This window comes from Rhodococcus sp. P4_B6 (genome assembly GCF_056402215.1).
Window position 1 is genome coordinate 1 of sequence record NZ_JBFUHV010000137.1, and the last position, 24,500, is coordinate 24,500.

Here is a 24,500-nt window from a genome sequence, read left to right on the forward strand (position 1 = left end):
TCAGTGAACCGGGCGCAATCGACCGGAATGTCCTGGGTGGCAAGGGTTACGGCCTCGTCGAAATGACCCAGGAAGGCCTGAACGTACCGGGTGGGTACGTCATCTCCACGTCGGCCTGTCACGAATATCTCGAACACGGCTCGATGACGGTGGAACTGGTCGACGAAATCCACGCCCGTTTGAGCGAACTCGAAGACAAGACGGGCAAGACCTTCGGCGGTGGACCCTTCCCGTTGCTGCTGTCGGTTCGCTCGGGCGCGCCGGTATCCATGCCAGGGATGATGGATACCGTCCTCAACCTCGGCCTCGGCCGCGACGCAGCGATCGCGCTAGCCGACGTCACCGGCGATACCCGCTTCATGGCCGACGTGCTGTTTCGCTTCCATGGCATGTACGCCGAAACCGTGCTCGGTGCGCTCGAAACACCGGACCGTGAGGACCTCAACTCCCTGATCGACGGTGTCACCGCCACCTCGCAGCCGGGACCGGTGTACGACACAGTGTGGCAGCACTGCCAGGCACTGCTGCGCGACGAGCTCGACGAAGAAGTCCCCGACGATCCGCGCGCTCAACTCATCGGTGCGGTCGAGGCGGTCTTCCGATCCTGGAACACCCGGCGCGCAGTGAAATACCGCGAAGTTCACAAGATCCCGAACGATCTCGGGACTGCAGTGGTCGTGCAGTCGATGGTGTTCGGCAACCTCGATCAAGACTCGGGATCGGGCGTGGTCTTCACCCGCAACCCGGTCACTGGCGAACCCGGACTGTTCGGCGAGTTCCTCGCCGCCAGCCAGGGCGAGGACGTCGTTGCCGGCATTCGTACCCCGGACCCCGTCACCGCACTCCGCGATCGGCTGCCGCATGTCTACACCGAGCTCGAGAACACGTGCGCCGAACTCGAACGCCGTCGCGGTGACGTCCTCGACATAGAGTTCACCGTCGAACGCGGCATCTTGTACATGCTGCAGGTCCGTAGCGCCAAGCGCACGGCACAGGCCGCGATCCGCATCGCGGCGGATCTGCTCGCCGAGCAGGTCGTCACCACCGCGGGAGCACTGTCGACGGTATCGCTGGAACAGATCCGGCAGGTCCAGCGTCCCGGATTCGACCCGGACGCTTATGCACGGGCCCGCGACGACGGGCGAGTGCTGGCCACCGGTGTGGGCGCCGCGCCGGGGCATGTGGTCGGTGCGTTGTACTTCGACTCCGATGCTGCGCAGCAGGCGGTGAAGGAGGGCGTGACGGTCATCCTTGCTCGGCCGGTCACCAGCCCGACGGATCTGCACGGGATGATCGCGGCGGACGGCATCCTTACCGCCACCGGTGGCTCGACCAGTCACGCTGCGGTGGTCGCTCGTGCGCTTGGGACGACCTGCGTGGTCGGCTGCGGTGCCTTGGACATCGACCCGGTGGCCGGGACGATGCAAGTGGGCGGACAGACACTGGTCACCGGTGACGTCGTTTCCCTCGACGGAACCACTGGCGAGGTGATTCTCGGTGAGATCGAACTGAGCGAACCCGCCGCCGAGGACGATCGGTTGACCGCCCTGCTTGAACTGGCTCGCGAGCGATCCGGTGCGCAGATCTTCGCCCGATCGACGACCCCTGATCAGGCGCGTCAGGCACACGTCCGCGGGGCCACCGGGCTGGTTGCCGGCATCGACGACGTTCTCGCTACCACCGGCCACCTTGACGGAATCATCACGACCTTGCGTGAGGGGGAGATCAGCGACGCCAGCGCCGCCCTCGAACGTGCGGTCGCAACCGAGTTCGGGAAGCTGTTCGCCGAGGCGACCGTCACCGAGTTCGGTGTCCGAGCGATCGACTTCCACGCCGACGAATCAAGTGAACTGCTCCGTACCGCCGAACTGTTCATCGCACATCCGGAACTGGCATTGCCGCTGGGCTCGGAGGAGATCCTCGCCGCCCAGCTGCGCGGAATCGCCGCGGCACTGCAGGAGGTGACGACCGACCTGACGGTGCACTTCACGGTTCGCAAGATCGCCGACAGCAGGGAGATCGCCGCGTTGGTCAAGCTGCGCGACACCCTCCCTGGTGCCGCACGGGTCGAGATCGGGGCTTACTTGACCAGTCCCCGGGGCATCGCCTCCATCGACGGCATCACCACTCACAGCGACGTCGTGTGGATTGAACTGCGGGTTCTGCAGGCCGCGGTCGCCGGTATTTCGGCGCGGCACCTGCTGACARGCGAACCACTCGATTCGTATCTGCGTCGGGGGCTTATTACCGTCGACCCGCGCGTGGAGATCGACGACCAGGTCGGTGGCCTGGTCGACACCGTCGCCGACGTCGTCGCCCGGGAACCCGGCCGGAGGATCGGGATCCGGCTCACGGGCCCGGTTTCASTGGAACTGCTCAGCTCACTGCAGCAGCGAGGGTTCGCCCGGTTCGCCGTCGACGGCGACGAAGTGAGGCCTTCGATCTTGGCRCTGGGGCAGAGCGAGCGTTAACTCTAGCGCGCACGCACACGTATGGGTGGTGTGCGGTGGAACCCAGTCGGGGACCATCGCACACCACCCTTACTTCTACTTCGTTGCTGCCGGTTTCACGGTGAGGGCGTGAACCGGGCTTCTAGCCGAGGGAAGGCGGGGACTCGCCGTCGAGGTCGCTGACCGCCTGAGTGACCTGCAGCAACCGCAATGCCAAATCCGCACGCATTCGGTCGGCATGCCGGGACAGGTCCAGGTTGGTGAGCTTGCGGATCAGCTCGAGCCGATACGCGAGCGTCTTCGGGTGCACGAACAACCGTTCTGCCGCGTCCTTCTGGGAGCAGTTGGCGTCGAAGAAGGTGCGCAACGTTTTCAGCAGCGACCCATCGGATTGCTGGTCGTAGTCGAGCAGGGGTTCGGTCACTTCCTTGATGAAGCCCTGCAGGTCGGGGTTGTCACTGCTACCGAGAAGTAGGCGGACGATGCCGAGTTCGTCGTACAACGACACCGTGCCCAGCCGGCGGGAGGCGGCGTGCGCGGTCTTCGCCTCGCCGAATGCTTGCGGATAGTCCACGGGATCAGTGCGCGCCGAGCTCACCCCCCAGGAGATCCGCAGATCGGGGTGTGCCTGTGTGGTGATTTTGTGCAGCTCGTCGAGCAGGTCGCGGGAGCGTTCGCGATCTTTGATCGGGGCCAGGGCCACGATCCAGTTGCCCCGCACACTGGTCAACGTCAGCGGTGTCGGCTGGGTGCAGCTGCGGATTCCGTTGAGCATGGTGCGGCGCAACGCGTCCGAGGAGGAAGTGTTCCAKCCCTCCTGGGCGGCGAGGGCATCCATATTCTCGAGGACACCGTAGAAGATGCGGTGGTAGCCGCGTAGCCGGATGCCCATCTGGTGGGTGCGGCTGCGGGCGGCCGACCGCTGCTCCGCAGTGCCTTCCATCAGATCCCACAGGATCTGGTCGAGAGCTTCGGCGCGGGCGGCGCTGGCGGCGCGTTGCTGCAGTTGGGCCAGTGAACACACCATCGCCGCTTGGCCACAGGCCACTTCCATGATGTCGGCGTCCTCGGTTCCGCCCACCAGGCACACGGCCCCGTACTGGTTCTCGGCGGCGATGACCGGGTGTGCCCAAATCGTCTTGCCGTCGGCGGCGGTCAGCCGGGTGGCCCGGTGTGGGAGAGTACCGTTGCTTCCCAAGACTTCCCGAAGCAGGGTCGTGGTGTCGAGGGTTCGCGGGTAGGTGGCCTCGACTTCTCCGGTGGCCGACAGGATGGCGACACCACACCCGAGGTCGGTGCCGACGGTGCGGGCCACCGAGCTGGTGACCGCGGTGTTCGCGAGCACGATTTCGATCAAGGAGTGCTGCAAGGTGGAGGATCGGTTGAGCAGGCTCAGCTGCCTCTCGAGAGATATGCGGGTGGATTCGAGTTCGTCGACGGTGGCTCGCTGGGCGTCGTAGAGTCGGCCGTTCTCGATCGCGATGGTGGCCAGGTCAGCCAACGCCACCAGGCGGCGGACGTCCCGGTCGGTGAACGAGGAATACCGCCGCCGCCACACCTCCAGGACACCGATCAGGTCGCCGTGCACGACGAGCGGAACGGCCAGCGCCGACCGGGTGGCTTCCTGCTCGGCGAGTGACATGAAATCCGAGCTGATTGTCGAATCGTGCAAGTAGCTATCGATTTTGGCTACTTTCCCGGTTTCGAAGACCAGGCCCGCAACGCCCTGTCCGCGCTTCATCACCAGCCGCGCGGTGTCGACGACGCGGTGACCGGCGCAGCTGCGCATCCGCAATTCGTCGCCTTCTCGCAGGAAAACCCCGCAGATGTCCGATTCGGACATGCGCAGGGTGTGGTTCGTGATCGACAGCAACACCTGGTCGAGATCGCGGGCGCTGAGGATCTGGTGTGTGACCCCGCGCATGACCTCGGCCTCATCGTCGAGTGCGGCCAGTTCGTCCGTCAAGGATGTCGCCCGGGCGGTCAATTCGATCCAGACGCATACCTGTCGGAGAAGATTTTGATCGAGTGCGGGCCCCGTGTGCTTGTTGAAAGGCTCTGCCAGAACGACGGCGAATGTGCCGATGGYGGCGGCGCGATCACGCAGCACACCCGCTCCGCACTCGAGAGCGGCTAGCTGGGCCTGGTCGGCGCATTCTTCGGCACCGGCAAGGACAACCCAGTCCAAATCCTGGCGTTGCAGGACGCTGGCTCGGGTGTCGCCGCAGGCCGCAACTACTGCCTCGGCCGCGGCGACCGGACTTTCCGGCAGAAGACTGGCCAGTAGCGACCGCAGCCGGTTGGCAGACCCCATTGGTCCGCCGTCGGTGGTTTCTGCCACGTCTATACCCGCCTCGCCACTCCGCCTCTAGGGCACTTCGATGACTGCCTTCAGCGTACGGCGCTGGGCCATCGCTTCGTATGCTGCGGGCGCGTCGTCGAGGCTGACCCGTTTGTCGATGATGATCGTCGGGTCGATGGCCCCCGCGGCCACCAATCCGGACAGTCGATCCCGGTCGCGAATCGCGTTGCCGATCGCAAATCGTAGGGTCAGCTCGTCGGCGAACGCCTTGGCTACCGGCAGCGGCCAGGTCGGCTGCTGGTGGACGCCGACCGAGACGACGGTGCCGCGGCGGCGGACGAGCCCGAAGGCGGTATCGAGTCCGCGCGGGCCGCCGACCGCCTCAATGACGGCATCGGCGCCGCGGCCGTCGGTGACCGCATCGACCAGTCTCCGGGCGTCGTCCGGAGCGGCGACGAGGGCGCCGTGTTCATGAGCGATGGCGCGGCGGTCCTCGACCGGCTCGACGAGGACCACCGGGCCGGCCGAGCACGCCTGCGCGGCGAGGCTGGCCATCTGGCCGACCGGACCACCCCCGATGACGGCGACGGTGTCGCCTGGAGAAACGTCGCAGCGCTGCACGGCCGCGTACCCGGTCGCCAGGATGTCCCCGAAGAACAGTGCGCTCTCGTAGGGGATGTCATCTGCGATCGAGTGTAGGACGACATCGGCGTGGGGAACACGGACGATCTCGGCTTGAGCTCCGTCGAGAGCAGGACCGAAGGCAGCGCCTGTACCGAAGAACTGACGCTCTCCGCACTCCCAGTGGTTTCCACTCCGGCACCACCAGCAATGCCCGCAGGCGGTGAAGTCGGCGCCGCTGACCCGGTCGCCGGGGCTGAAGGTGCGCACGGCGGTGCCGACCTCGAGGATCGTCCCGGCGAACTCGTGGCCAAGGACCGCACCGCGGCTCATCCCATTGGGGTGGGTGATGGTGTGCAGGTCCGTTCCGCAGATCGCGGCCCGGTCCACCCTGACCAACGCGTCGGTGGGATCGATGAGGGAAGGGTCGGGCACCCGGATGACCTCGACGCGCCCGGTATCGGCGAACACCACGGCCTTCATGAGGCGACCGTCGCTTTCTCGAGACCCAAGACTCGCTCGGATATCCGCGCGGCCGCGGTCCGTACCTCGGCGAGCTCGTCCTCAGCGAGCGGAAGCTCAACGATCTCCTTTAGTCCGCCGCGCCCCAACTTGGTAGGCAATCCGACGTAGCCGTCGCTGATGCCGTACTGGCCGCGAGCGCGGACCGTCGCCGCGATGACCTCGTCGGAATCGGTGGCCATGGCCAGGACCATCCGGGCGGCCGAGGCGCCGGGGGCGAAGAACGCGCTTCCGGACTTGAGCAAACCTACGACCTCGGCACCGGAATTGCGTGCGCGGTCCACGAGTGCGGCGACTGCGCCCTGCGCAAGAGTCTGACTGATCGAGGTGCCGGCGACTCGGGCTTGGGACAGGGGGATGACCATCTCGTCCCCATGACTACCCAGCGCCAGCGCGCTGACATCGGAGGGTGCGGAGTGGGTGGCCAAGCCAGTGAGGGCCTGGAAACGGGAGCTGTCGAGTACGCCAGCCATGCCAATCACGCGTTCGGCCGGGAGCCCGGAGGCCTGCCATGCGTGGTGCGTCATCTCGTCCAATGGATTCGTCACGATCAGCAACACGGTGTTGGGGGAGACTGCGGCGGCGTCGCGGGCGAGCCCGCCGACGATCCCGGCGTTCACCTCCACGAGGTCGGTGCGACTCATTCCGGGTTGGCGGGCCCTTCCTGCGGTGATGACGACGTAGTCGGCGACACCGGCGTCGGCCAGGCGCGTGACCCCGCGAACCTTGGTGTCGAACCCCAACAACGCCGTCGAGTGTGTCAGATCCAGTGCGATGCCCGCGGCGAGACCGTCTGCGATATCGACGAGTACGACTTCCTCGATGATGTTCGCCTCGGCGAGCTTCATGGCGGTGATCATGCCGACGTGTCCGGCGCCGACAACCACGACTCTGTGAACGGATTTGCTGCTCGCCACCTGTGACGGTGGGGTGGAGCGGGGGCGGTGCAGAACCGCCGGTGCGACAGCTGGGTCCAGCGGTGCGCCTCGCCGATACAGCGCGGGGGCGGGCGGCCGTAGCGGCGGGAGCGGCGCCTGAAAACCGTTCGACCGCGGCCGGCGGAAGGCCGGCGCCCCCGGGGGAACCGGTGTTGGCGCCGATCCGTTTCGGACCGTCGGAGGTGACGGGGTTCCGCCGCCGGAACGGGAGCTTCCGACGATGATCGTGATTCCTCGTTCCCGGGCACGCTCCCGCGCCAGCGGGGTCACGATGTCCTTCGGGCCCACAAGGAGTTCCGCCACTGTCGACTCGGCGGCCGCCTCGACCGCATCGACACCGAAGACAGTCATCGCCGCGTCTCCTCGGTCCCTTCGAGGGATTCGAGTGCGGCGACCGCGGCGTCGCGGGCCGTGGCTACTTCACTTTCACTGCCGGCCAGGAACAGTCGTCCGAACCGCCCAACGGCGCGGATTTCGATCACATCGATATCGGCCGCCTTTTCTGCTTCGTTCGCGGCCAATGACACATAGGCTGCCGGCGCGACTTCCATGACGAACAGGCTCGAACCGGGCATCAGCAGGGTGCCTTTACGCCACTTGTTGAGCAGCTGCGCCTGGTAGCCGTGCACGTTGGTGATGAACTGCGTCGAGGCCACCACCGGCTTGATGCGGTCGGTTTCCTTCATACCCAGCGCGTCGAGCAGGGCCTCGCCGGCGGCGAGGACCTCGGCCTGGTGTTCGGAGTGAATCTCCAGTAGGCCGAATTCGCGTTCGATGATCTGCAAGGCGGGCCGGACACCGGAGGACTTCAGGGCGATGTCGGCCGCTCGGAACACCTCGTTGCCCGGGGCCATTTCGACAAACAGTTCGGCCATACCGGCCAGGGGCGGATCTCCGGGGCTGGTCGCGGCGATGTGGGCCGCGCACTGCGGCTGCATCCGATCGATGAATGCGTATGTCCGTAGGGTTGCCTTGCCTGTCATGACGCGTACCTCGCGATTCCCAATGGTGTGATGAGCAGAGCGTGCGGGTAAGCCCGCACGCTGCGACCCAGATATTTGCTGATGGTGGTGTCGGCGCCTGGAAGCATCAGAGCGCCGCCGGCGAGATGAAGTTCGAGGTGCTCGGCGCCTCGGGTCAGATCCCGGATCGACGAACCGATCCGTTCGATTCCCGGTCGCAAGATGGCAAGGTGGTCGTCGGTGCCAGTGCGTTTGAGTTCTTCTGCTTCCGCGACCGTCAGACCTCGGGAGCCGGCCAGGATCAGGTCCAGGTGATGACCGCCGCCGGGACGGTCATCGAGTGCGGTGAGCGCTCCGGACTGGAAAACTCCGACCCCGGTCGAGCCACCACCGACATCGATGACCACGCCGTCGGTGACCTCGAGTGTCTTGTTCGCGGCGCTGACCTCGTCGATCAGAGTGACCTCGTCGAAACCGGCCCCTTCGAGCACGAATCGGCAGGCGCGGCTGTCAGCTTCGCCGATGCATGGGGGGAAGGCTGTCGCGGCATTGTGTAGCTCGACACCCAGTTCTGCTTCGGCGGTTGCTTTCAACTTCCGCACGGCCGCCGCGGCGGCGGCGAAGTCCACAACCACCCCGTCGCGGACCGCCGCGGTCCGGTCGAAGTCGATCCATACCGGCATGCCTTCGGCATCGACCACGGTGATGACGCAGGTCGCGGTCCCGAGGTCGATGCCGGTGCGCAGGTCACCGTCGTAATCCGTTCGGGCCGAACGGATGCGCTGATGTGCTTCCTCGAGTGTCCGCGCGACCTCTTGTGGAGACATCAGTCGAACACTCCACGCCAGGGCCGGGCTTCGTGGGCGATCCGTTTGATGTTCACCAGGTGTAACGGTGTGACGTTGTCCGAGCAGATCGAGCCACTCCAGGTACCGGTACCGATCTGGAAGGACGGGTCGACGTTCGTCGAGTAGCCCATTCCGCCGAACAGGGCGGGTGTGTTGACCACGATCCGGCCGGCGGGCAGTTCACCGAACTTGGCCACGACCTCGGGGTCGGAGGTGTGGACAGCGACGGTATGGCCTTCGCCGCCCAGGGCCAGGATTTCCCGGCAGCGCCGCCACCCAGCCTGGTAGTCCGGCTCCCGATAGACCGTCAGGACCGGGCCGAGGATCTCCCGTGACAACAGGACGTGATCGCCGACCTCGTCGAGTTCCGCGGCGAGAACCTTCGTCGACGCGGGGACTGCGAAGCCCGACATCTCGGCCAGCCGAATCGCGGATTGGCCCACGGCGTTCGCGCGTAGCCCACCGCGCTCGTCGAAGAGCGTCCTGGTCAGGGCCGCCTGCTGATCCTTGGTCATCCAGGTTGCCCCGGCGCGCCCAAGTTCCTGGACCAGCTGGTCGGCGACGGGCGCCGCGATTACCACCGATTGTTCTGCCACACACGCTGTTCCGTTGTCGAACGCCTTCGAGGTCACGATCATTGTCGCGGTTTCGGCAAGATCCTTGACCGTCGAGTCGACATAGGCTGGCACGTTGCCGGCGCCGACCGCGATGGTGGGCTTGCCGCTCGAGTATGCCGCGGCCACCATTGCTGGCCCGCCGGTCGCAAGGACCAGTCGTATGTCACCGTGCCTCATCAGTTCCCGGGTTGCATCGAGGGTCGGCTGTTGCAGGCAGGAGACGAGATTCTCCGGGGCACCGGCGTGTACTGCGGCTTCCGCCATGATCTCCGCGGCTCGGGCCGAGCAGCGTGCTGCACGGGGATGAGGGGCGTGGACCACTGCGTTTCCGGCTTTGACCGCGGCCAAGCTCTTGAACAGTACGGTTGCAGTCGGATTGGTAACCGGGATGATCGCCGCAATCACACCCATCGGTGATCCGACCGCGGTGACCTTGTTCTCCTCGTCGGCCCACAACACTCCGACCGCCCGGCGTTCGAGCATCCAGTCCGCGACGAATCCGGTGTTGAAACGGTTCTTGATGATCTTGTTCTCGTACACGCCGTAGCCGGTTTCGTCGACGGCCATCCGGGCGAGCTCTTCGGAGGCGGCGTAGCCGGCCTTCGCCATTGCCCGCACGATCTCGTCGAGCCACTGCTGGTCGGCGCCTGCGATAGCGTCGAAGGCCTTCTTCGTTGCGGAGACTTGCGCGCGAACATCCGCCAGCGCCGCCAGGTCCGCGTCAAGCGTTGCTGTCACGGTCATTTACCTTCCATGGCTTGGTGTCTGGACGTAGCCGTCGGCTACGCCCAGAGCTGTGATGGATTGCGTCTCACGCGCCCTTGGGCCGAGCCAGGTTCGACAGCACGCCTTCGGTCTCGTCGTGGGGGCGGGGAATGACGTGCACGGAGACGACCTCACCGGCCTTACCGGCGGCGACCGCACCGGCATCGGTGGCAGCCTTGACCGCACCGACGTCGCCACGCACCATCACGGTGACCAGGCCGCCGCCGATTTCGCGGTGTCCTAGAAGCTGCACGTTCGCGGCCTTGACCATGGCGTCGGCCGCCTCGATAGCACCGACGAGTCCCTTGGTCTCGATGAGGCCGAGCGCTCCGGCGCCTCGTGCGGGAAGGGTGTTCTGGGTGGTAGCCATGGTGTTTCCTCCATTTACGTTGGGGCTGGGTGGATCAAGGGGTGTTCTGTGGGGTGCGCGAGTCTGTGTCGTCATTTCGAATACGTCACCTCGCCGTGCGTGATGACCGTGTCGGCGATCGCGACGATCGCTTGGTCGACCGGGACACCTGCGGTGGCCGCGTCGACCCGGGCCGCGCTCCCTGAGACGACGAGGACAACTTCTTCCTGTCCCGCGCCGACGAGGTCCACGGCAGCGTACGACTGGCGTGGCACAGCACTCGGTGCGGAATCGATATCCTCGACCACGAGAATCGTTGTTCCCCCGAGTTCGGGGACTTTGGCTGTGGCCACGACCTGGCCGACAACACGTGCGAGTCTCACCGGTGACCGCCTCTTCTTCGGGTGTCGAATGAACGGGATCGATGCACTCCCGCTCACCCCAAGTGACCCGGGAGTGCATCGAAGAGGACGCTACGACGATGCCCACCCAAGTCTGTTATCTCTGACGGATAGCCTCAGCCCGGGTAGTTGTCCCGCAGGTATGTGGCGGGGGCATCTGGAGTTCGGCAAGGTGTGCAATTGATGAACGGCCGCTCGATGTAGTGACCGTGCGGCCACAGCGAGAGCCAAGGAGACCCAGATGATCGAAGACGTCGACGCCGATTTCCACACTCCGACCAGCGACGATCCGACCTGGACCGAGACAAATTTCTTCGGGTTCTACATCCCGGAAGCCGCGCTGAACGTCGGCGTCTACGCCCTGTTCCGGCCGAACGTGGGCGTCGCGATCTCTACGATCGCCATGAACTCGAAGTTCGTGCAGGCGCCATGGCAGGCTGAGTACTGGGATGCCCAGCATCACCTTCCCATTCCGGAGCCGCGCAACCTGCGCGACTACCGGCTCGCGAACGGCCTGCACGTCGTGTGCAAGGAGCCGAACCGGGTGTGGGACGTCGAGTTCGACAACGGTGACGGTGTGTCGCTTGCCTTCCGGTACACCGCGCTGGCTGATGCGTTCGATATTCACGATCCGAAGCAGGATCCGATCGTCGCCAAGCAGGCCGAAGACGGTGTGTTCGCCTGGGGCGAGGCGTACGCCGGCCACTTCGATCAGACCGGACACTTCGAAGGCGAAGTGAACCTGCGCGGCAAGAACTACGCCGTCGACTGTGTCTCGACGATGGACCATAGTTGGGGACTGCGGTCCGAGCACCAGGGCCACACGATGAGCTGGCTACACGCGCACTTCTCCAAGGACTTCGCCGTGCACGGCATCTTCGACTTCGATCCCAACGGAGGGCCGGACGCCCCCACTGAACTGTCGCTCCAGCACGGCTATGTCGTCGACAAGGGCGAACTCTACGGACTGGCCGCCGGTCGGGGACGGACGATCCGAGAAGGGTTCTTCGCCAAGTCGGTCGAGCTCGAACTCACCGACAGCGAAGGACGCGAATACGAACTCCAGGGAGTCGCACGGACCAGCTTCCCGTGGCAGGCGGGCCCCGGAACCGTCGGGTACAACGTGCTCGCCGAATGGCGTTCGGGTTCGCAACGCGGCTGGGGAGAGATCCAGGACTTCATTGGCCCCCAGCAACTCTGCAAGATTTACAGCGCGACACCGTTCGCCGGCCGCTGACCATGTGCCGACCGGAACCGCCTCAGGCGGTGATCTTCGATCTCGACGGCACTCTGGTGCAGACACGAGAAGCATCCTGGCGAGTATTCGAGAAGATCAGCGCTGCGCACCATCTCGGAATCGTCGACCCCGAGCAGTTCTACGAGATGTTCGCGAACAACTTCTTCGTCTCCCTGCGCAGCCTCTGCCGCGACGCCGAGCACGCGCACGCCGTCGAAGCGGACTTCATGCGCAGTCTCGGCGCCGACTACGCCCCCCTGATGATTCCGGGGATGGTTGACATCGTGAAGGCGCTGGTCCCGCACGCGACTCTGGCCGTCCTGTCCTCGAACTCCACCGAGGTTATCCGCAGAATTCTACGCAAAAACTCACTGGCATATTGCTTTTCGCACGTCTTTGGCGGTGACGTGGAACCGGACAAGACAAAAGGGATCCAGCGTTTTCTCGACGATGCAGCTCAAGGGTCCGGGCGGCGGTGCCAGGCTTTCTACGATGAGTCGGCGATCGGGAGTCCCGTGCCGGCCCAGTCGACGGCCATCATCACCGACRCGGTCGGCGACGTCGAGGCGGCCGTGAAGTCGGGGATCCGCGCCATCGGCGTCGCCTGGGGGATGCACACCGAGGAACAACTGCTCACTGCAGGAGCGGAATTCGTCGCCATCTGGCCCCAGGAGATCCTGGCGCACCTGTTCGGCAGTTCAACCGCGACGCCGGCATGTGTGTGCCCGACCCAACCCGCCATAGGGCTGCGGACGTCCGAAGCGGTTACGGCCGCTCCGGCGGCCCGGATGCAACGTAGAGCGGCCGGAGCGAAGGCAATGCAAAGACGGATGACCTCGCACGGGGCCCTGCCGCAAGAACATCAGCAAGTGCAATCCATGCCGGGTCCAGCGCCAGCGCCAGCCTCGCACGAACCTGGGGGAGAGAACGAGTTGCTGCTCGCCGTCCGATTGGCTATGCCATGACGCATCGGCCGCACGTGCTGGTCACCAATGACGACGGGATCGACGCGCCGGGACTGCTCGCCCTCGCGCACACGGCGTGTGAACAGGGCTACGACGTCACGGTCGCGGCTCCTCATCAGCAAGCGAGTGGGAGCGCGGGCGGGTTGACTATGTTCCCGGTCGACGACCACATCGAAGTGAGCCATCGTCGGCTTCCCGGCCTGCCAGGAGTCGAGGCGTACTCGGTCGCCGCGCATCCCGGCATGATCGCGCTGGCCGCGGTGCTCGGCCGCTTCGGCCCAGTGCCCGACCTCGTGCTCTCTGGCATCAACGAGGGCTCCAACCTCGGTGCCGCGGTGTTGCACTCCGGTACTGCCGGCGCGGCGCTGGTGGCGGGGGCGCACGGTGTGACTGCGCTGGCGGCATCGCTGCACCTCGATTTTGAACTCGAGGAACCCCGCGCTGACGGCTCTGCGCGTTACTGGCGCACAGCCGCGGATGTTGTCGGCGCGATCTTGCCGAACATTTTGTCCGCCGATGCGGGATCGGTGTTCAACCTCAACGTGCCCAACCTGCCCGCCGAGGAGACACGGCCCCTGGTCGGAGCGGCGTGGACCCTGGCGGGCACGGCGCCGACCTTGCTTCCCTTCATCGCCGACTTCGACCGGCGTGCCGTTGCTCTTCCTGTCGGGAATTTGTCGGCACCGGACATCAGAATCATCGACGGGTCCGACATTGCGGGAGTGCGAAACGGACATCCCACGCTGTCACTGCTCCAATGGCGCGGAGACACCGCGATCGACTGGATCGAATAGGTCCACGAGGCGACCGAGCGCAGCCAGAAAGTGACAGTCGCTGCAGTGTCGGCATCGTCTGGTGCCGGTATCGGCAAGGTCTTGAGTAAGAACGCTACTCACGAAGTAGGAGGCAGGACAATGAGTTCTGGTGCTGTTGGATTGATTGAAACGGTGGGCTTGGTCGGTGCCATCGAAGCCGCTGACGCCATGGTCAAGGCTGCCAACGTCGACCTCGTCGGATACCGGACACTGCGCAACGGGCAGGTCACGGTGATGGTCCGCGGCGACGTCGGAGCGGTCCAGGCTGCGGTCGACGCAGGGGTATCGGCAGCGCGGAGCACGGGCGAGTTGGCGACATCGCATGTTATCGCGCGTCCGCACGGTGATACCGAGGACGTACTGGCCGCAGCGATACCCGCGGTCTGATCCATTCCCATTTGTGAGCGGGACCGATTCGACGTCAAGGTATCCGGGCCGGAGGTGTGTCTTCGTGTTACGCCACGACGTCGCGGCCTGGCGGCAGCTGCACGCTCAGAGCGGAGGACGATCCGTGCGATGCTCGACCACCGTGCCGGAACCGGCTCGGTGGTCGAGCGTGCAGCCCAACGCTTCGGACTGCCGGGGTGGTCAGATCGGGGACACTCTTGTCGGGACCCCGGGGTCGATGGTGCCGGACCGGTAGGCCGCAGCCTCCGCTTCTGCCGCACGCAGGAAGCTGGGCGTGTTCGACGCACAGGCGAGACAGATCGCCTGGTGGTCTGCCGACGGATCCCGATCCATCTCGTAGGCGATGTACGAGTCACCGCAGCGATGACACTGAACGCGCGCCTCCCAGGCGTCGGCGACCTCGTCGCGCGGATCGAACGGGCGGGCGAGCGTGAACCAGGAAGGCTTCGAGAATCGGAGGGCGATCCCGTACAGGGCCGCCGCGAGCACACAGCTCGCGGGCGGTGCCCAGACGGCGCCCGGGGTTCCCCCGAATGCGACCATGGCGATGCCCGTCAGAGATGAAGCACCCCAGGCGAACACCCCCGCGGGATTCACCGACGGGACGCGTCCCGGCCGGAACTCCGCCGCCGCGGCGTCCGGTCCCTTAGTTCGCGACGAGACAAGGATGTGCGTGAGGGCGATCGCCACCCAGCTCACGATGATCACACCCTGGTAGCTCAGCGCCTGCAGGATCCACGTCAGGACGTTCGTCAACATCATCACGTAGACGATCACGGCAACGACCGCCAGCCAGAACACCCGAGGGAGGGTGAGTTTGAAGGCCCGCGCGAAGAAGTTCTGCAGGTTCGTCGAGGCGAGGTAGAAGTTCCCCGTGTTGACCCGCGTCTGGCTGACGACGACCCACAACAGTCCCCAGAACCCCATCATCGCGACGATCCCGAGAATCGCCGACTCCTCGCTCAGCGCTCCCTCGATGGCGATTGTGTGCGCCAGGATCATCCCCACTACCGCATTCACGAGAAGTGTCATCACGTAAAAGGGCGTTCCGAAGGTTAAGCGCCCGTTGAACGTCGCGTCCTCGGGGCGACCGAACCGGGCGAAGTCCCACGCCATCATGGTGACGACCCAAACACCCATGTACACGGTGTACGCGAACCACCAGCCCGGCACACCGAGATCGGCTACGCCGTCGGGTTCGTAGGTGAGCCAGTCGTTGCTGTACCCGTAGCGGACGATGGTCCAGACGACCGAGCCGACGAGGCCGACGAGGTAGAGCGGAAGGAGTACCCCGTTGATCTTGTCCAGCCATGTGGTCACGCCGCGCATCGCCAGGGGTGCCTGGTACACGACGACGATCAGACAGCACAGTGCAATCGGGAGGGCGGGGATGTAGGCGTGCAGGGCGCTGGCGACGATGGCGCCTTCTGCGACGACGTAGTAAGTGATGGTGACTCCGAAGAGGGCGGCCGCGAATGCTGAGCCGGCTCGTCCGAACAGGGCGCGGGAGAAGAGGGACACGCTTGTTCCCGTTTTGGCGGCGTACCTGGCGGCCACTGAGTTGATCGCGCCATAGCTCACGGCCGACAGTGCGATGCCGATCAGGGTGTCGACCGTACCCACGGCAAGCGTGACCGTACTTCCCACCACGACCCAGAACATCGCGCTCATAAGTCCGAGCCACGCCATCGAGACCGACAGGCGCCCGCTGCGCCACGACAAGGGAACGATGTGCAGTGAATAGTCCTCGGCAGCAGCGTGTTCGAGGACCTTTGGATCGTCATGTGATGACACGACGAGTGCGGGGACTTTGTTCGCACTCAACTCCGGCGATAATGGCATGGTTCTTCCTTTCGATGACGGTTTCTGGCGCCGTTGCCATCTGGATCCTGAAAATTGAAGGTGCGCCTTGCCCGGGTGCCCCACGACCTCGATGAGGCACCCGCGCAGGTAGGAGCGGACGTGGCTCAGACTGCCGCGGTCTCGGAGATCGAGAGCGTCCCCTTGATGTAGTCGACGCCGGGATCATCGGTCCAGTGGACGATCGTGCGTCGCTTCAGCATCGCGCGGAACTGGTCGGTGGAGTTGGGCAGCACCTCGCCGCTGCCCCAGTCCAGGATCACTCCGTACTGGCGAACGCAGTCCATCTCGTTGATCAGACCGGACCGGTACTCCGCCGATACCGCCTGTGGATCACGCTCCATCCAGGCATGCCGGTTGTTCCGGATGTACTCGCGGGCCTTGTCGGTGGCGCCGGCGTCCACCTCGTAGTCGAAGACCTCCGGGTCGATCTCCTTGATGACGACTCCGTAGTCCTTTTCGGCGCGTTCGATCGTGACGTAGCCGTCGATGACGTCTTCGAGCACGGCGTCGACGGCACGCTGCAGCGGATCGCCCAGGCCGCCGCCGCCGGCGGAGGGGCGGGTGAACTCGTCTCCGGACTTGATCGGTACTGCCGCGAAGATCGAGCCCAGGTACTGCTCGTTGTCGGTTCCCTTGTTGAGCCAGACACCGTGTGGAATCGAGGGCAATCCGCCCCATAGCCCCCAGGTGACCGAGCGCTCCCGGTCACAGCAATAGGACATCACGGTGTTGCTGCTGGCCCATAGTCGGCCGCCCTTCTCGGCACCGAGTCCGCCGCGGTACTTTCCCGGGCCTCCGGAATCGGGCACTAGATCATGGCACGAGGTGAGCACCGGGGCCAGGCGCTCCTGGCCCTCGAAAGGTTGGGTGCCGTACTGGACACCGAACACGGCGGCCGATGCGTTGTAGCCGTCGGCACCGTTTCGGGCGCCCCAGCCTCCCATCATCCAGTCGTACCACATGAAGTTGGGGTTGCCGTTTTCGCGCCCGTCGCGCCCACCCACCAGTAGGTACTCGAGGTTGAAGGTGCAGGCCATGGCGCGTTCGGGCTGGATATCGGACCAGATCTCGAACACCGAGCTCATGATCTTCTCGAACGGCCCGGAGCAGAATCCGGCACACGGCGATGGCCAGTCCGCGTTGACCACCGAACCGAGCGGGCCGAGATCCGCTGTTACGACACGGTAGAAGCCCGAATTGAGGGGGATGTCCGGGAACTGCATCTTGGTGCCGGCGACGATTCCGGCGAACGAACCACCGAACCCGGCGTTGAGCATCGAGGAGATGGACGCATGTGACTCGCTGAGGTCGTAGTGGACGGAGTCGCCTTTGATGGTCATCTTCATGGTGACCGGGATCAGGCCCTCGCCCAGTGCCGGATCCTGGTCGATGTAGTCCTCGGTGTACCACACGCCGTCGGGCAGGGCGGCGATCTTGGCGCGGGTGAGATCTTCGACGTAATCCTGGACCTCGGCCATGGCCGTCTTGATCGTGTCGACACCGTATTTGTCGCACAGACGCTGTATTTCGCGTTCGGCGACGCGAGTGGCCTCGGCCTGCGCCTGCATGTCGCCGATGATGTCGCGAGGGTTCCGGGTGTTCTTTGCTATGAGGTATGCGACGTCCTCGAGGAACTGATCTTTGCTCCAAAGCCGGGTCGGCGGAATTCGCAGGCCCTCGCCCATGTGGTCGAGTGCCTTGACGTTGAACGAGCCCGGGGTCGCGCCGCCGACGTCCGCCCAATGGCCGTTGGCCTGCGCGTAGCCGAGCAGTTCGCCGTCGTAGTAGATCGGCCGGATGATGCGTGTGTCGTTGAAGTGGCTTCCTCCTTCGTACACGTCGTTGATGACGAAGACGTCCCCCGGATGGATGTCGCCCTCGAATTGGCGGATCACGGCCTTTGCGGTGTAGTGGAGGGTGCCGACGTGCGCTGCGATGTCACCCGTGCCCTGCATGACGGTGTTGCCCTCGGGGTCGCAGATCGCCGAGGAAAAGTCACGCGAGTAGATGACGAACGAATAGCAGGTCCGCAGGATCTGTTCTGCCATCTGATCGACGGTGTTGATGAAGGCGTTCTTGAGAACTTCGAATGTCACCGGGTCCAGTGATGTAGCCATGATTTCAATACCTCTTTCGAATTCGATTGCAGCCGAAAGTTATTTACGCGGAGTGCTCGAGGATGAGATTGCTCCACTCGTCGACCCGGGCGGTTGTCCGAGGCGGAACGACGGTGGTCGAATCCAGCTGGTCCACGATGCAGGGACCTGACAGGATCGCCCCCGAGGGAAGGCCGGCGCGGTCGAACACCGGAGTGTCGAGGCGAGCCACCTCGTCCGGGAACAGGACATGCCGTACCTCTGTCGGAACCGGCGCGAAGTCCGCGGGGTCGATCAGTTTCGCAGGCTTGACCTCGGTCCTCGGAGTGAGACCTATGGCGCGGACCAGGATTCGATAGATCTCCACGCCCGCGTCGTCGGCGGCAAAGTTGTGCTCCCTGAGATGGGTGGCGTGGAACGTGGCAACAACGTCGTCGAGGTTCGCAAGCGGCACGGTCACGGGCACGGCGATGGCACGCCACTGACCGAGGTACCGCATGTCGAGGTAGTACTCGAAGATCATGTCCGCTTCGTCGACGTGCTCCGCAGCCAGGCGTTCGCGTCCCTGCGCCTCGAGCTCCCGGAACGACTCTGCGAGGTGGCCGAGATCGGCCTCGGCCGCATCGGCAAGATACATCTTGGTGAGGTCGTGCTGGATGTCGACGAGCATGCAGCCCATCGCCGAGGTCACTCCCGGGTGCGGCGGGATGATCACCGCGGGGATGCCCAGGTTCTTGGCCAGGTAGGCGGCATGCAACGGCCCGGCCCCACCGAATCCGACGAGGGCGAAGTCGCGCGGATCGTGACCCTTGCGGATCGAGATCAGTCGAATGGCGTCCGCCATGTTCGCATTGGCCACCTTGATGATCGACTGCGCAGCCGTTTCCACGTCCAGGCCGAGTGGTCGGGCGACCTTCTCGACTGCAGTGCGCGCGAGCGACTCGTCGAGCTCCTTGACTCCGCCGGCCAGCTTCTTGCCGACGGTGCCCAGGATCAGGTTGGCGTCGGTGTTGGTCACCAACTCGCCCCCGCCGCCGTAGCACGCGGGCCCGGGCTCCGATCCTGCCGACTGCGGTCCGTTGCGAAGCGAGCCGGCGTCGTCCAGCCATGCGATCGAACCGCCACCGGCGCCGATGGTGAGGACCTCGATGCTCGGGAAGCAGATCGGGTAGCCGAACTCGACACTCCACATGTTCGTCGTCCCCAGCACCCCGTTGTCCGTGAGGGACACGTCGGTGGAGGTGCCACCCATGTCGAATCCGATCGAGTTCTCGTATCCGCACATTCGCGCGATGTGACGACTGGCGATCGCGCCCGCGGCGATTCCTGAGGCTGCCAGGCGCGCACCGTACTTCTCCGCCATAGTGGGGGTCATCATGCCGCCGCCGGAGTGTAGAAGCAGGACGTCGTTGGCGTATCCGTTCTCTGCGAGCCGTCCCTCCAGGGTGCGCGCGTATGGCCCGATGATCGGTACCAGTGCAGCATTGGCGACGGTGGTCGAAAACCGTTCGTACTCGAAGATTTCCGGAAGGACGTCGCTCGACGTCGTGATCGCGACACCCGGCAATTCCTCTGCCAGGATCTCCGCCATCTGGTTCTCGTGCTCGGGGTTGGTGAACGAATTGACAAAGCACACGGCCACGGTCTCGACCGCACGACGCTTGAGGATCCGCGCGACGTCACGCGCCTGATTTTCGTCCAGCGGCTCGAGAACCGTGCCGTCGTAGCCGATGCGCTCGCGGACCGTCAGGCGGTGCCGGCGAGGCACGAAGGGCTCGGCGACTTCCTGATAGGGATCCCAGGTTTCGCGGTCTCCTCGGCGAATTTCGATGACGTCGCGAAATCCTTCGGTCGTGACGAGCGCGATCCGGGGGAACTTGCGAGTGATGAGGGCGTTGGTCGCGATCGTCGTTCCGTGCGAGAAGAACTCGACATCCTCCCAGCTCACACCCGCCTGCTTCATCCCGGCCAGCACGCCCTCGATCGGGTCGGCCTGGGTCGGGTACTTCGCGGTGATGATCTGCCCGTCCTCACGCTGCACGAACACGTCGGTGAAGGTTCCTCCGATGTCGACCGCGGTGCGGATCTTCTCCGGCCTACTGATGGCTTCGGTCATGTTGCCCTCCTCGGGATGTGTCGCTGACCTCCGTCACCCAACGCTTCGCCGGCGGAACCGGCAATTGGCCCATCAACCAATCGGATGCCCGCCGGTACTGGAGATTGACACAGGTCGACTGCTCCGAAATCGCTTCTACCTGCGGAAACGAGTGGGCGAGTCGAGTAACATTCAGGTATCCGACATCCCGGCGAAACCGATGGTCACCGGATTGCAACACGCTCCGCTTCGGGTGTGGAGCACCTCTTGTCTCGCCGTGTGGCGCATCCGGAGTACCCGTAGAGTGGCATTCGACCGCCACCGAGGTGGCCCCCTCCCTCGAGAGGAGCGAACGAGTGAAGATCGGCATGCTGTACTCACTCAGCGGCGCGCAGGAAGAAATGGAGAAGTCCATACTCGACGGTGCCGTGGTCGCGGTTCATGAGATCAACGCGAGCGGTGGAGTACTCGGCGAGGAACTGACATTCGCGGTGTTCGACGATCGTTCGGAAGTCGCGTCGACGGCAAGCGGAATCGACCGTCTGTGCCGTGACGAGTCCGTCGACGTCATCGTCGGCGGGTATACCTCGGCCAGCAGGGTTTCGATGCGGCCGGCCATCCACGCCAATCGATCACTACTGATGTATCCGACGTACTTCGAGGGTGAGGAGACCGATTCGCGCGTATTCTATTGCGGCGCAGCACCCAACCAGTACCTCGCTGATTATCTCGGCTGGATTGCGAGCACTCTCGGGCGTCGCGTCTACATCGTGGGGTCTGATTACATTTACCCGAGAGTCCTCGGCGAGGCGATAAGCCGACTCGGAGCGCATTGGGACGTCGAGACCGTCGGGGACTGGTACGCACCGCTCGGCGAAACCTCCTTCGCGGCGGTCCTCGACGACATCGGGCGTAAACGTCCGTCGGTGATTATCTGCAACCTGGTCGGGCGCGACTCTACGACGGCGTTTTACACCCAGTTTCACCGTGCCGGCTTCACGTCGGATTCACTTCCCATCGCGGCGACGGCCACGACCGCGATCGATCTGGGTCACATACCGCCGGAGGTCAGCGACGGCCATTTCATGGTCGCCACCTACTTCTCCAGGATCGAGTCGGACGTCAACGCGTCGTACCGGCAATCCCTGATCGATATCTGCGGACAACGCCGCACGCACGCGGCGCAGGTCGGCGCGTACAACGCCGTGCACGCACTGCGTCTCGCCGCTGAGCAGTCCCGATCACTGGACCCGGGCGAGCTCTCCGAGGCCCTGCTTTGTGTTCGATTCGACGGCAACCCCGAGGGTTTGCCCTTCTACTTCCGAAGCGATCACTACAGCGCGCATCCGTCCTACGTCGGGCGGGCGGCGGACGGCGACTACGACGTCATCGAGGAGTTCCCACCCAGGCTTCCCGAACCCTGGTGGTCGGGGAGCATTCCGCTATCCGCGTCGAGCTGATTCCCTCAGGGTGAGAGCGAGATAGTAGTCCGCACGATCGGCGGTGGCGTGGATCCCGCGCCCGGTCAAGCGCTCGATGCGGGTGAGTCGGTATCGGAGGGTGTTGATGTGGATGCCCAGCTCGGCAGCCGTCGCACCCCAGTGCCCGTCCAACGCGAGGAAGGTGCGCAGCGTCGCGAGATAGGCGGAGCCCTTCTGTTCGTCGTAGTCGACGACCGGTTTCAGCAGTGCCTGGTAGAGGACGCTCGCCAGCCTCGGCTCGGTCGCGAGCAGTGTCGCCGCCAGGGGTGCCGGAAGCGGAACTGGCTGTCCCTCGGAGCGCGACGAGCGGGCGTGGCGATCTGCCAGTTGCCGAGCGCTGATCAATCCTCGCACCAGGTCGTCGCTGCTTCGGAGGACACAGGAGCTAGTGCCGATGGATGGCGTGTAGCCGTGTCGTTGGGCGAACAGTCTCGCTAGGACGTCGAGGTGATGATCGAATCCGGTGCCTCCGGCGGCACCGCCGGAGGCACCCCCACCGTCGATCGTGATCAGGGTGTACGCGCTGTCCTCGTAGGCACCGCACACGCACGTACCACCGCTGCGCAGCCCGAGATCTTGCAGGCCGGCAACAACCTGCTCAATCGGTGTGGCCGCGCTTTCCGGCACGACGACCGAGACCGCTCGGATTCGGGTCCCCGGTTCCAGCCCCAGGGATCGCGCCCACGGATCGAGTGCCGCGGACGCGACATTCGATCCGATCAGCTCCCGGATCAACGCACTCTCGGACTGGTGCCGCGCTGTCCTTGTCACCTCGATTGCGTGAGCGTGGGCGTCGATCTGTTCGGCAAGCCGGCTCACCCGTCTCAGATCCCACGAAATGCGATTCGGATTCGTCAGAACGAGAGCGTGGCCGGATCTAGGAAGTGTCGCGTGGATGGCGGCGGCAGTGCTCGAGATTCGCTTCAATGGAACCGGATTGCGCGCCAGGATTTTCGTCAGAAGGTCGATGTCGGGCGGGTTGGATCCGGAGAGGACGCACCCCTGCATCACCAGCGAGCCTCTGACACCACTCTTTCCGACGAACCCGTCGATGAGGTCACTAATCGCTTCGGGGCCGGATTCCCGCTTCTGCTTCGAGGAGCCATCCGGTTGTGGCAGGAGTGCGGCACCGAGCTGATCGAATGGCATGGTCTTCGGCAGCAGGAAGACCGGGATGGATTGGCGCACGCACTCGGTCAGGAATTCCGGCGGAAGGCTGCAGTCGTCATTATCGATGACTACCGCAATCCCTCCCTCCGATCRCAAGGCGGAGGGAAGCGATTCGGGTCTCGGCAGCGAGGACCAGACCGTTGACGGGAGGTAGACCAGGCTGCCCTCAGGGGGATCGATCGGCGAAGCGGGGTCGATCTCGTAGAGAGCATTCACCGGATCATGCCGCGTTTTCTCCACGGCGCCGGGCGTGAGGGATCGCAGGCCGGCATGATCGACAAGATCGCCTACTGTGGCCAACGCGCCTCCTTCCGGACTCGGGTCGTGCGCCGATTATCGCGCCATACAGGGGTTTTCTCGACCGGTGGAGGGCACACGCGTGGTCGAGGCCGACTGTGTCCTTCGACACCGGTCAGCCACCAGCGGCGATAGCAACCGCGATACTGCCGGTCACCGCAGTGGGAGTGGGTTCACCGTTCGATCCGCCGAGAACAGCGCTCGCACCAGGTAGGTGGGCGCACCGCGGCCCGACTGGACCTGATTCCCGACGCAGCGTCGGTGACGACAGATTTCCCTGTGGCTGCTGATGTGCTGGACATGTTTTCCTGTCGAATAGAGGTTGTACCTCGGGATCACCGGAACTGGGACTATCCGAGCATCGGTGGATCCAGTTCTGGTTCGACTCTTTCGGGAAGGATGCTGCAGACGGGGCGGGTGTCTGTGGGCGCCGGCGGTGGTACATGAACGGGCGTCGTCACCACCGCTCGTGGTAGGTAGGCCGGCGTCGTCACAGGCGGCGCATATGCCGGGTGAAGTTGTTGTAACCGGGTCGACGGGGTCGACGTTCTCTCACGGTTGCCAGTTTGCACGCTGGTCGACTCGTAGCCCGCGGCGAAGGTGATGCACGTCGTCATCGCGACTAACAACTGCAACACGCAGTCTTGGGGCCGTCACGGACGGTGGACCAGAACCAGTTCCCACCCACCGTTGTCACTGCCGGCAGGGTGGTCCTGGCGCAGATGGAGTGAAGTCTCAGGCCCGAGGTCCGACTGGATCGCAGTTTGTCAGCGGTCGAGATGGTCCGCGGCCCGTGCGGTCTGGAGGATGTGTTCGTGCGCGGCCCGTCGGGCGTCCTCTGAGTTTTCGCGTTCGATCGCATCGAGAATCGCGCGGTGTTCACGGACGACGTCCGCATAGCGATGCGGCAGGCTGAGTGCTTCAAATCCCAGTAGCCACATGGCGCCGCGGAGGTTCGCCATGGTTGATCTGGTGCGCTCGAGTCCGAGGTACTCGGCCTGGAGGAGGTGGAACCGCTCGTCAAGGTCCAAGAAGGTCTGGGGGTCCTTGGGATTTTCGACGAGTAATTGTTGCTCGTCGAGAAGTCCCCTCAGCTGATCTACTTGCTCGGCCGTTCGCGTGGTTGCTAGACGTCCGGCAACGTATGGCTCCAGCAGTGCACGGAGGTCGAATATTTCAGTGCGCTCGAGCACACTCAGCTCACGCAACCGGAATCCGCGTTGGCTTGCAATCTCGATAATGCCTTCACGACTTAGCGAGATGACCGCCTCGCGTACGGGGGTGCGAGACATACCCAG

19 protein-coding genes are annotated in these 24,500 nt (G+C 64.7%); 6 read left to right on the forward strand and 13 right to left on the reverse strand.

All coding sequences use genetic code 11. The features are described from left to right. Nucleotides 1-2,471: pyruvate, phosphate dikinase (locus tag AC1DWT_RS38260; RefSeq protein WP_477924607.1), on the forward strand; the 2,471-nt coding region annotated here is incomplete at its 5' end. A gap of 121 nt (nt 2,472-2,592) precedes the next feature. Here AC1DWT_RS38260 and AC1DWT_RS38265 read toward each other — a convergent pair. The 8 genes from AC1DWT_RS38265 to AC1DWT_RS38300 form a co-directional block, all read right to left on the reverse strand. Continuing rightward, nucleotides 2,593-4,791, reverse strand: coding sequence for a helix-turn-helix domain-containing protein (locus tag AC1DWT_RS38265; RefSeq protein WP_477924609.1), 2,199 nt, complete (start codon nt 4,789-4,791; stop codon nt 2,593-2,595). 27 nt (nt 4,792-4,818) lie between these two features. Beyond that, entirely contained in the window at nt 4,819-5,856 is a 1,038-nt protein-coding gene (locus AC1DWT_RS38270; protein WP_477924611.1) for an alcohol dehydrogenase catalytic domain-containing protein, read from the reverse strand. Continuing rightward, nucleotides 5,853-7,184 carry a malate dehydrogenase gene (locus AC1DWT_RS38275; RefSeq protein WP_477924613.1) on the reverse strand — a complete coding sequence of 444 codons (1,332 nt, stop codon included), beginning with the start codon at nt 7,182-7,184 and terminating at the stop codon, nt 5,853-5,855. The genes AC1DWT_RS38270 and AC1DWT_RS38275 overlap by 4 nt, the downstream gene beginning before the upstream one ends. Next, entirely contained in the window at nt 7,181-7,816 is a 636-nt protein-coding gene (locus AC1DWT_RS38280; RefSeq protein ID WP_037227584.1) for a hypothetical protein, read from the reverse strand. Before AC1DWT_RS38280 ends, AC1DWT_RS38275 begins: the two co-directional genes overlap by 4 nt. Then, nucleotides 7,813-8,622, reverse strand: coding sequence for an ethanolamine utilization protein EutJ (gene eutJ, locus AC1DWT_RS38285; RefSeq protein ID WP_477924615.1), 810 nt, complete (start codon nt 8,620-8,622; stop codon nt 7,813-7,815). The genes AC1DWT_RS38280 and eutJ overlap by 4 nt, the downstream gene beginning before the upstream one ends. After that, nucleotides 8,622-9,998: an aldehyde dehydrogenase family protein gene (locus AC1DWT_RS38290; RefSeq protein WP_156517557.1), complete on the reverse strand. Its 1,377-nt coding sequence runs from the start codon at nt 9,996-9,998 to the stop codon at nt 8,622-8,624. The genes eutJ and AC1DWT_RS38290 overlap by 1 nt, the downstream gene beginning before the upstream one ends. Before the next feature lie 73 nt (nt 9,999-10,071). After that, nucleotides 10,072-10,395, reverse strand: a complete 324-nt coding sequence (locus tag AC1DWT_RS38295) for a BMC domain-containing protein (protein WP_052032891.1) — start codon at nt 10,393-10,395, stop codon at nt 10,072-10,074. Nucleotides 10,396-10,466: 71 nt separating this feature from the next. Further along, nucleotides 10,467-10,757 carry a EutN/CcmL family microcompartment protein gene (locus tag AC1DWT_RS38300; protein WP_061698750.1) on the reverse strand — a complete coding sequence of 97 codons (291 nt, stop codon included), beginning with the start codon at nt 10,755-10,757 and terminating at the stop codon, nt 10,467-10,469. Nucleotides 10,758-11,016: 259 nt separating this feature from the next. Here AC1DWT_RS38300 and AC1DWT_RS38305 point away from each other — a divergent pair, with 259 nt between their 5' ends. From AC1DWT_RS38305 to AC1DWT_RS38320, 4 genes are all read left to right on the forward strand, one after another. Further along, on the forward strand, nt 11,017-12,012 hold the full coding sequence (locus AC1DWT_RS38305; RefSeq protein ID WP_477924619.1) for a DUF7064 domain-containing protein: 996 nt from the start codon (nt 11,017-11,019) through the stop codon (nt 12,010-12,012). A gap of 29 nt (nt 12,013-12,041) precedes the next feature. Then, nucleotides 12,042-12,977 (forward strand): HAD family hydrolase, encoded by a 936-nt coding sequence (locus AC1DWT_RS38310; protein ID WP_477924621.1) that lies wholly within the window; start codon nt 12,042-12,044, stop codon nt 12,975-12,977. After that, nucleotides 12,974-13,771 (forward strand): 5'/3'-nucleotidase SurE, encoded by a 798-nt coding sequence (surE, locus tag AC1DWT_RS38315; protein WP_061698742.1) that lies wholly within the window; start codon nt 12,974-12,976, stop codon nt 13,769-13,771. Before AC1DWT_RS38310 ends, surE begins: the two co-directional genes overlap by 4 nt. A 120-nt stretch (nt 13,772-13,891) precedes the next feature. Next, complete coding sequence (locus AC1DWT_RS38320; protein WP_061698743.1) at nt 13,892-14,179, forward strand: BMC domain-containing protein; 288 nt, start codon at nt 13,892-13,894, stop codon at nt 14,177-14,179. Between the two features lie 201 nt (nt 14,180-14,380). Here AC1DWT_RS38320 and AC1DWT_RS38325 read toward each other — a convergent pair whose 3' ends face one another. From AC1DWT_RS38325 to AC1DWT_RS38335, 3 genes are all read right to left on the reverse strand, one after another. After that, complete coding sequence (locus AC1DWT_RS38325) at nt 14,381-16,042, reverse strand: purine-cytosine permease family protein (RefSeq protein ID WP_477924624.1); 1,662 nt, start codon at nt 16,040-16,042, stop codon at nt 14,381-14,383. A gap of 125 nt (nt 16,043-16,167) precedes the next feature. Next, on the reverse strand, nt 16,168-18,180 hold the full coding sequence (locus tag AC1DWT_RS38330; RefSeq protein ID WP_477924626.1) for a hydantoinase B/oxoprolinase family protein: 2,013 nt from the start codon (nt 18,178-18,180) through the stop codon (nt 16,168-16,170). Nucleotides 18,181-18,223: 43 nt separating this feature from the next. Next, entirely contained in the window at nt 18,224-20,275 is a 2,052-nt protein-coding gene (locus tag AC1DWT_RS38335; protein ID WP_477924628.1) for a hydantoinase/oxoprolinase family protein, read from the reverse strand. Nucleotides 20,276-20,610: 335 nt separating this feature from the next. On the opposite strand from AC1DWT_RS38335, the gene AC1DWT_RS38340 reads away from it, so the two are divergent. Beyond that, entirely contained in the window at nt 20,611-21,714 is a 1,104-nt protein-coding gene (locus AC1DWT_RS38340; protein ID WP_477924630.1) for a transporter substrate-binding protein, read from the forward strand. Here AC1DWT_RS38340 and AC1DWT_RS38345 read toward each other — a convergent pair. Together AC1DWT_RS38345 and AC1DWT_RS38350 are read right to left on the reverse strand one after the other, a co-directional pair. Then, nucleotides 21,697-23,205, reverse strand: coding sequence for a PucR family transcriptional regulator (locus AC1DWT_RS38345; protein WP_477924632.1), 1,509 nt, complete (start codon nt 23,203-23,205; stop codon nt 21,697-21,699). The genes AC1DWT_RS38340 and AC1DWT_RS38345 overlap by 18 nt on opposite strands. A gap of 764 nt (nt 23,206-23,969) precedes the next feature. After that, on the reverse strand, nt 23,970-24,500 hold a 531-nt coding region (locus AC1DWT_RS38350; RefSeq protein WP_477924634.1), incomplete at its 5' end, for a GntR family transcriptional regulator.

Excerpts from the sequence above, each read along its gene's own strand:
- AC1DWT_RS38270 (WP_477924611.1), bottom strand. The coding sequence starts at position 5,856 with ATGAAGGCCGTGGTGTTCGCCGATACCGGGCGCGTCGAGGTCATCCGG.
- AC1DWT_RS38275 (WP_477924613.1), bottom strand. The coding sequence starts at position 7,184 with ATGACTGTCTTCGGTGTCGATGCGGTCGAGGCGGCCGCCGAGTCGACA.
- AC1DWT_RS38280 (WP_037227584.1), bottom strand. The coding sequence starts at position 7,816 with ATGACAGGCAAGGCAACCCTACGGACATACGCATTCATCGATCGGATG.
- eutJ (WP_477924615.1), bottom strand. The coding sequence starts at position 8,622 with ATGTCTCCACAAGAGGTCGCGCGGACACTCGAGGAAGCACATCAGCGC.
- AC1DWT_RS38295 (WP_052032891.1), bottom strand. The coding sequence starts at position 10,395 with ATGGCTACCACCCAGAACACCCTTCCCGCACGAGGCGCCGGAGCGCTC.
- AC1DWT_RS38305 (WP_477924619.1), top strand. The coding sequence starts at position 11,017 with ATGATCGAAGACGTCGACGCCGATTTCCACACTCCGACCAGCGACGAT.
- surE (WP_061698742.1), top strand. The coding sequence starts at position 12,974 with ATGACGCATCGGCCGCACGTGCTGGTCACCAATGACGACGGGATCGAC.
- AC1DWT_RS38320 (WP_061698743.1), top strand. The coding sequence starts at position 13,892 with ATGAGTTCTGGTGCTGTTGGATTGATTGAAACGGTGGGCTTGGTCGGT.
- AC1DWT_RS38325 (WP_477924624.1), bottom strand. The coding sequence starts at position 16,042 with ATGCCATTATCGCCGGAGTTGAGTGCGAACAAAGTCCCCGCACTCGTC.
- AC1DWT_RS38330 (WP_477924626.1), bottom strand. The coding sequence starts at position 18,180 with ATGGCTACATCACTGGACCCGGTGACATTCGAAGTTCTCAAGAACGCC.
- AC1DWT_RS38335 (WP_477924628.1), bottom strand. The coding sequence starts at position 20,275 with ATGACCGAAGCCATCAGTAGGCCGGAGAAGATCCGCACCGCGGTCGAC.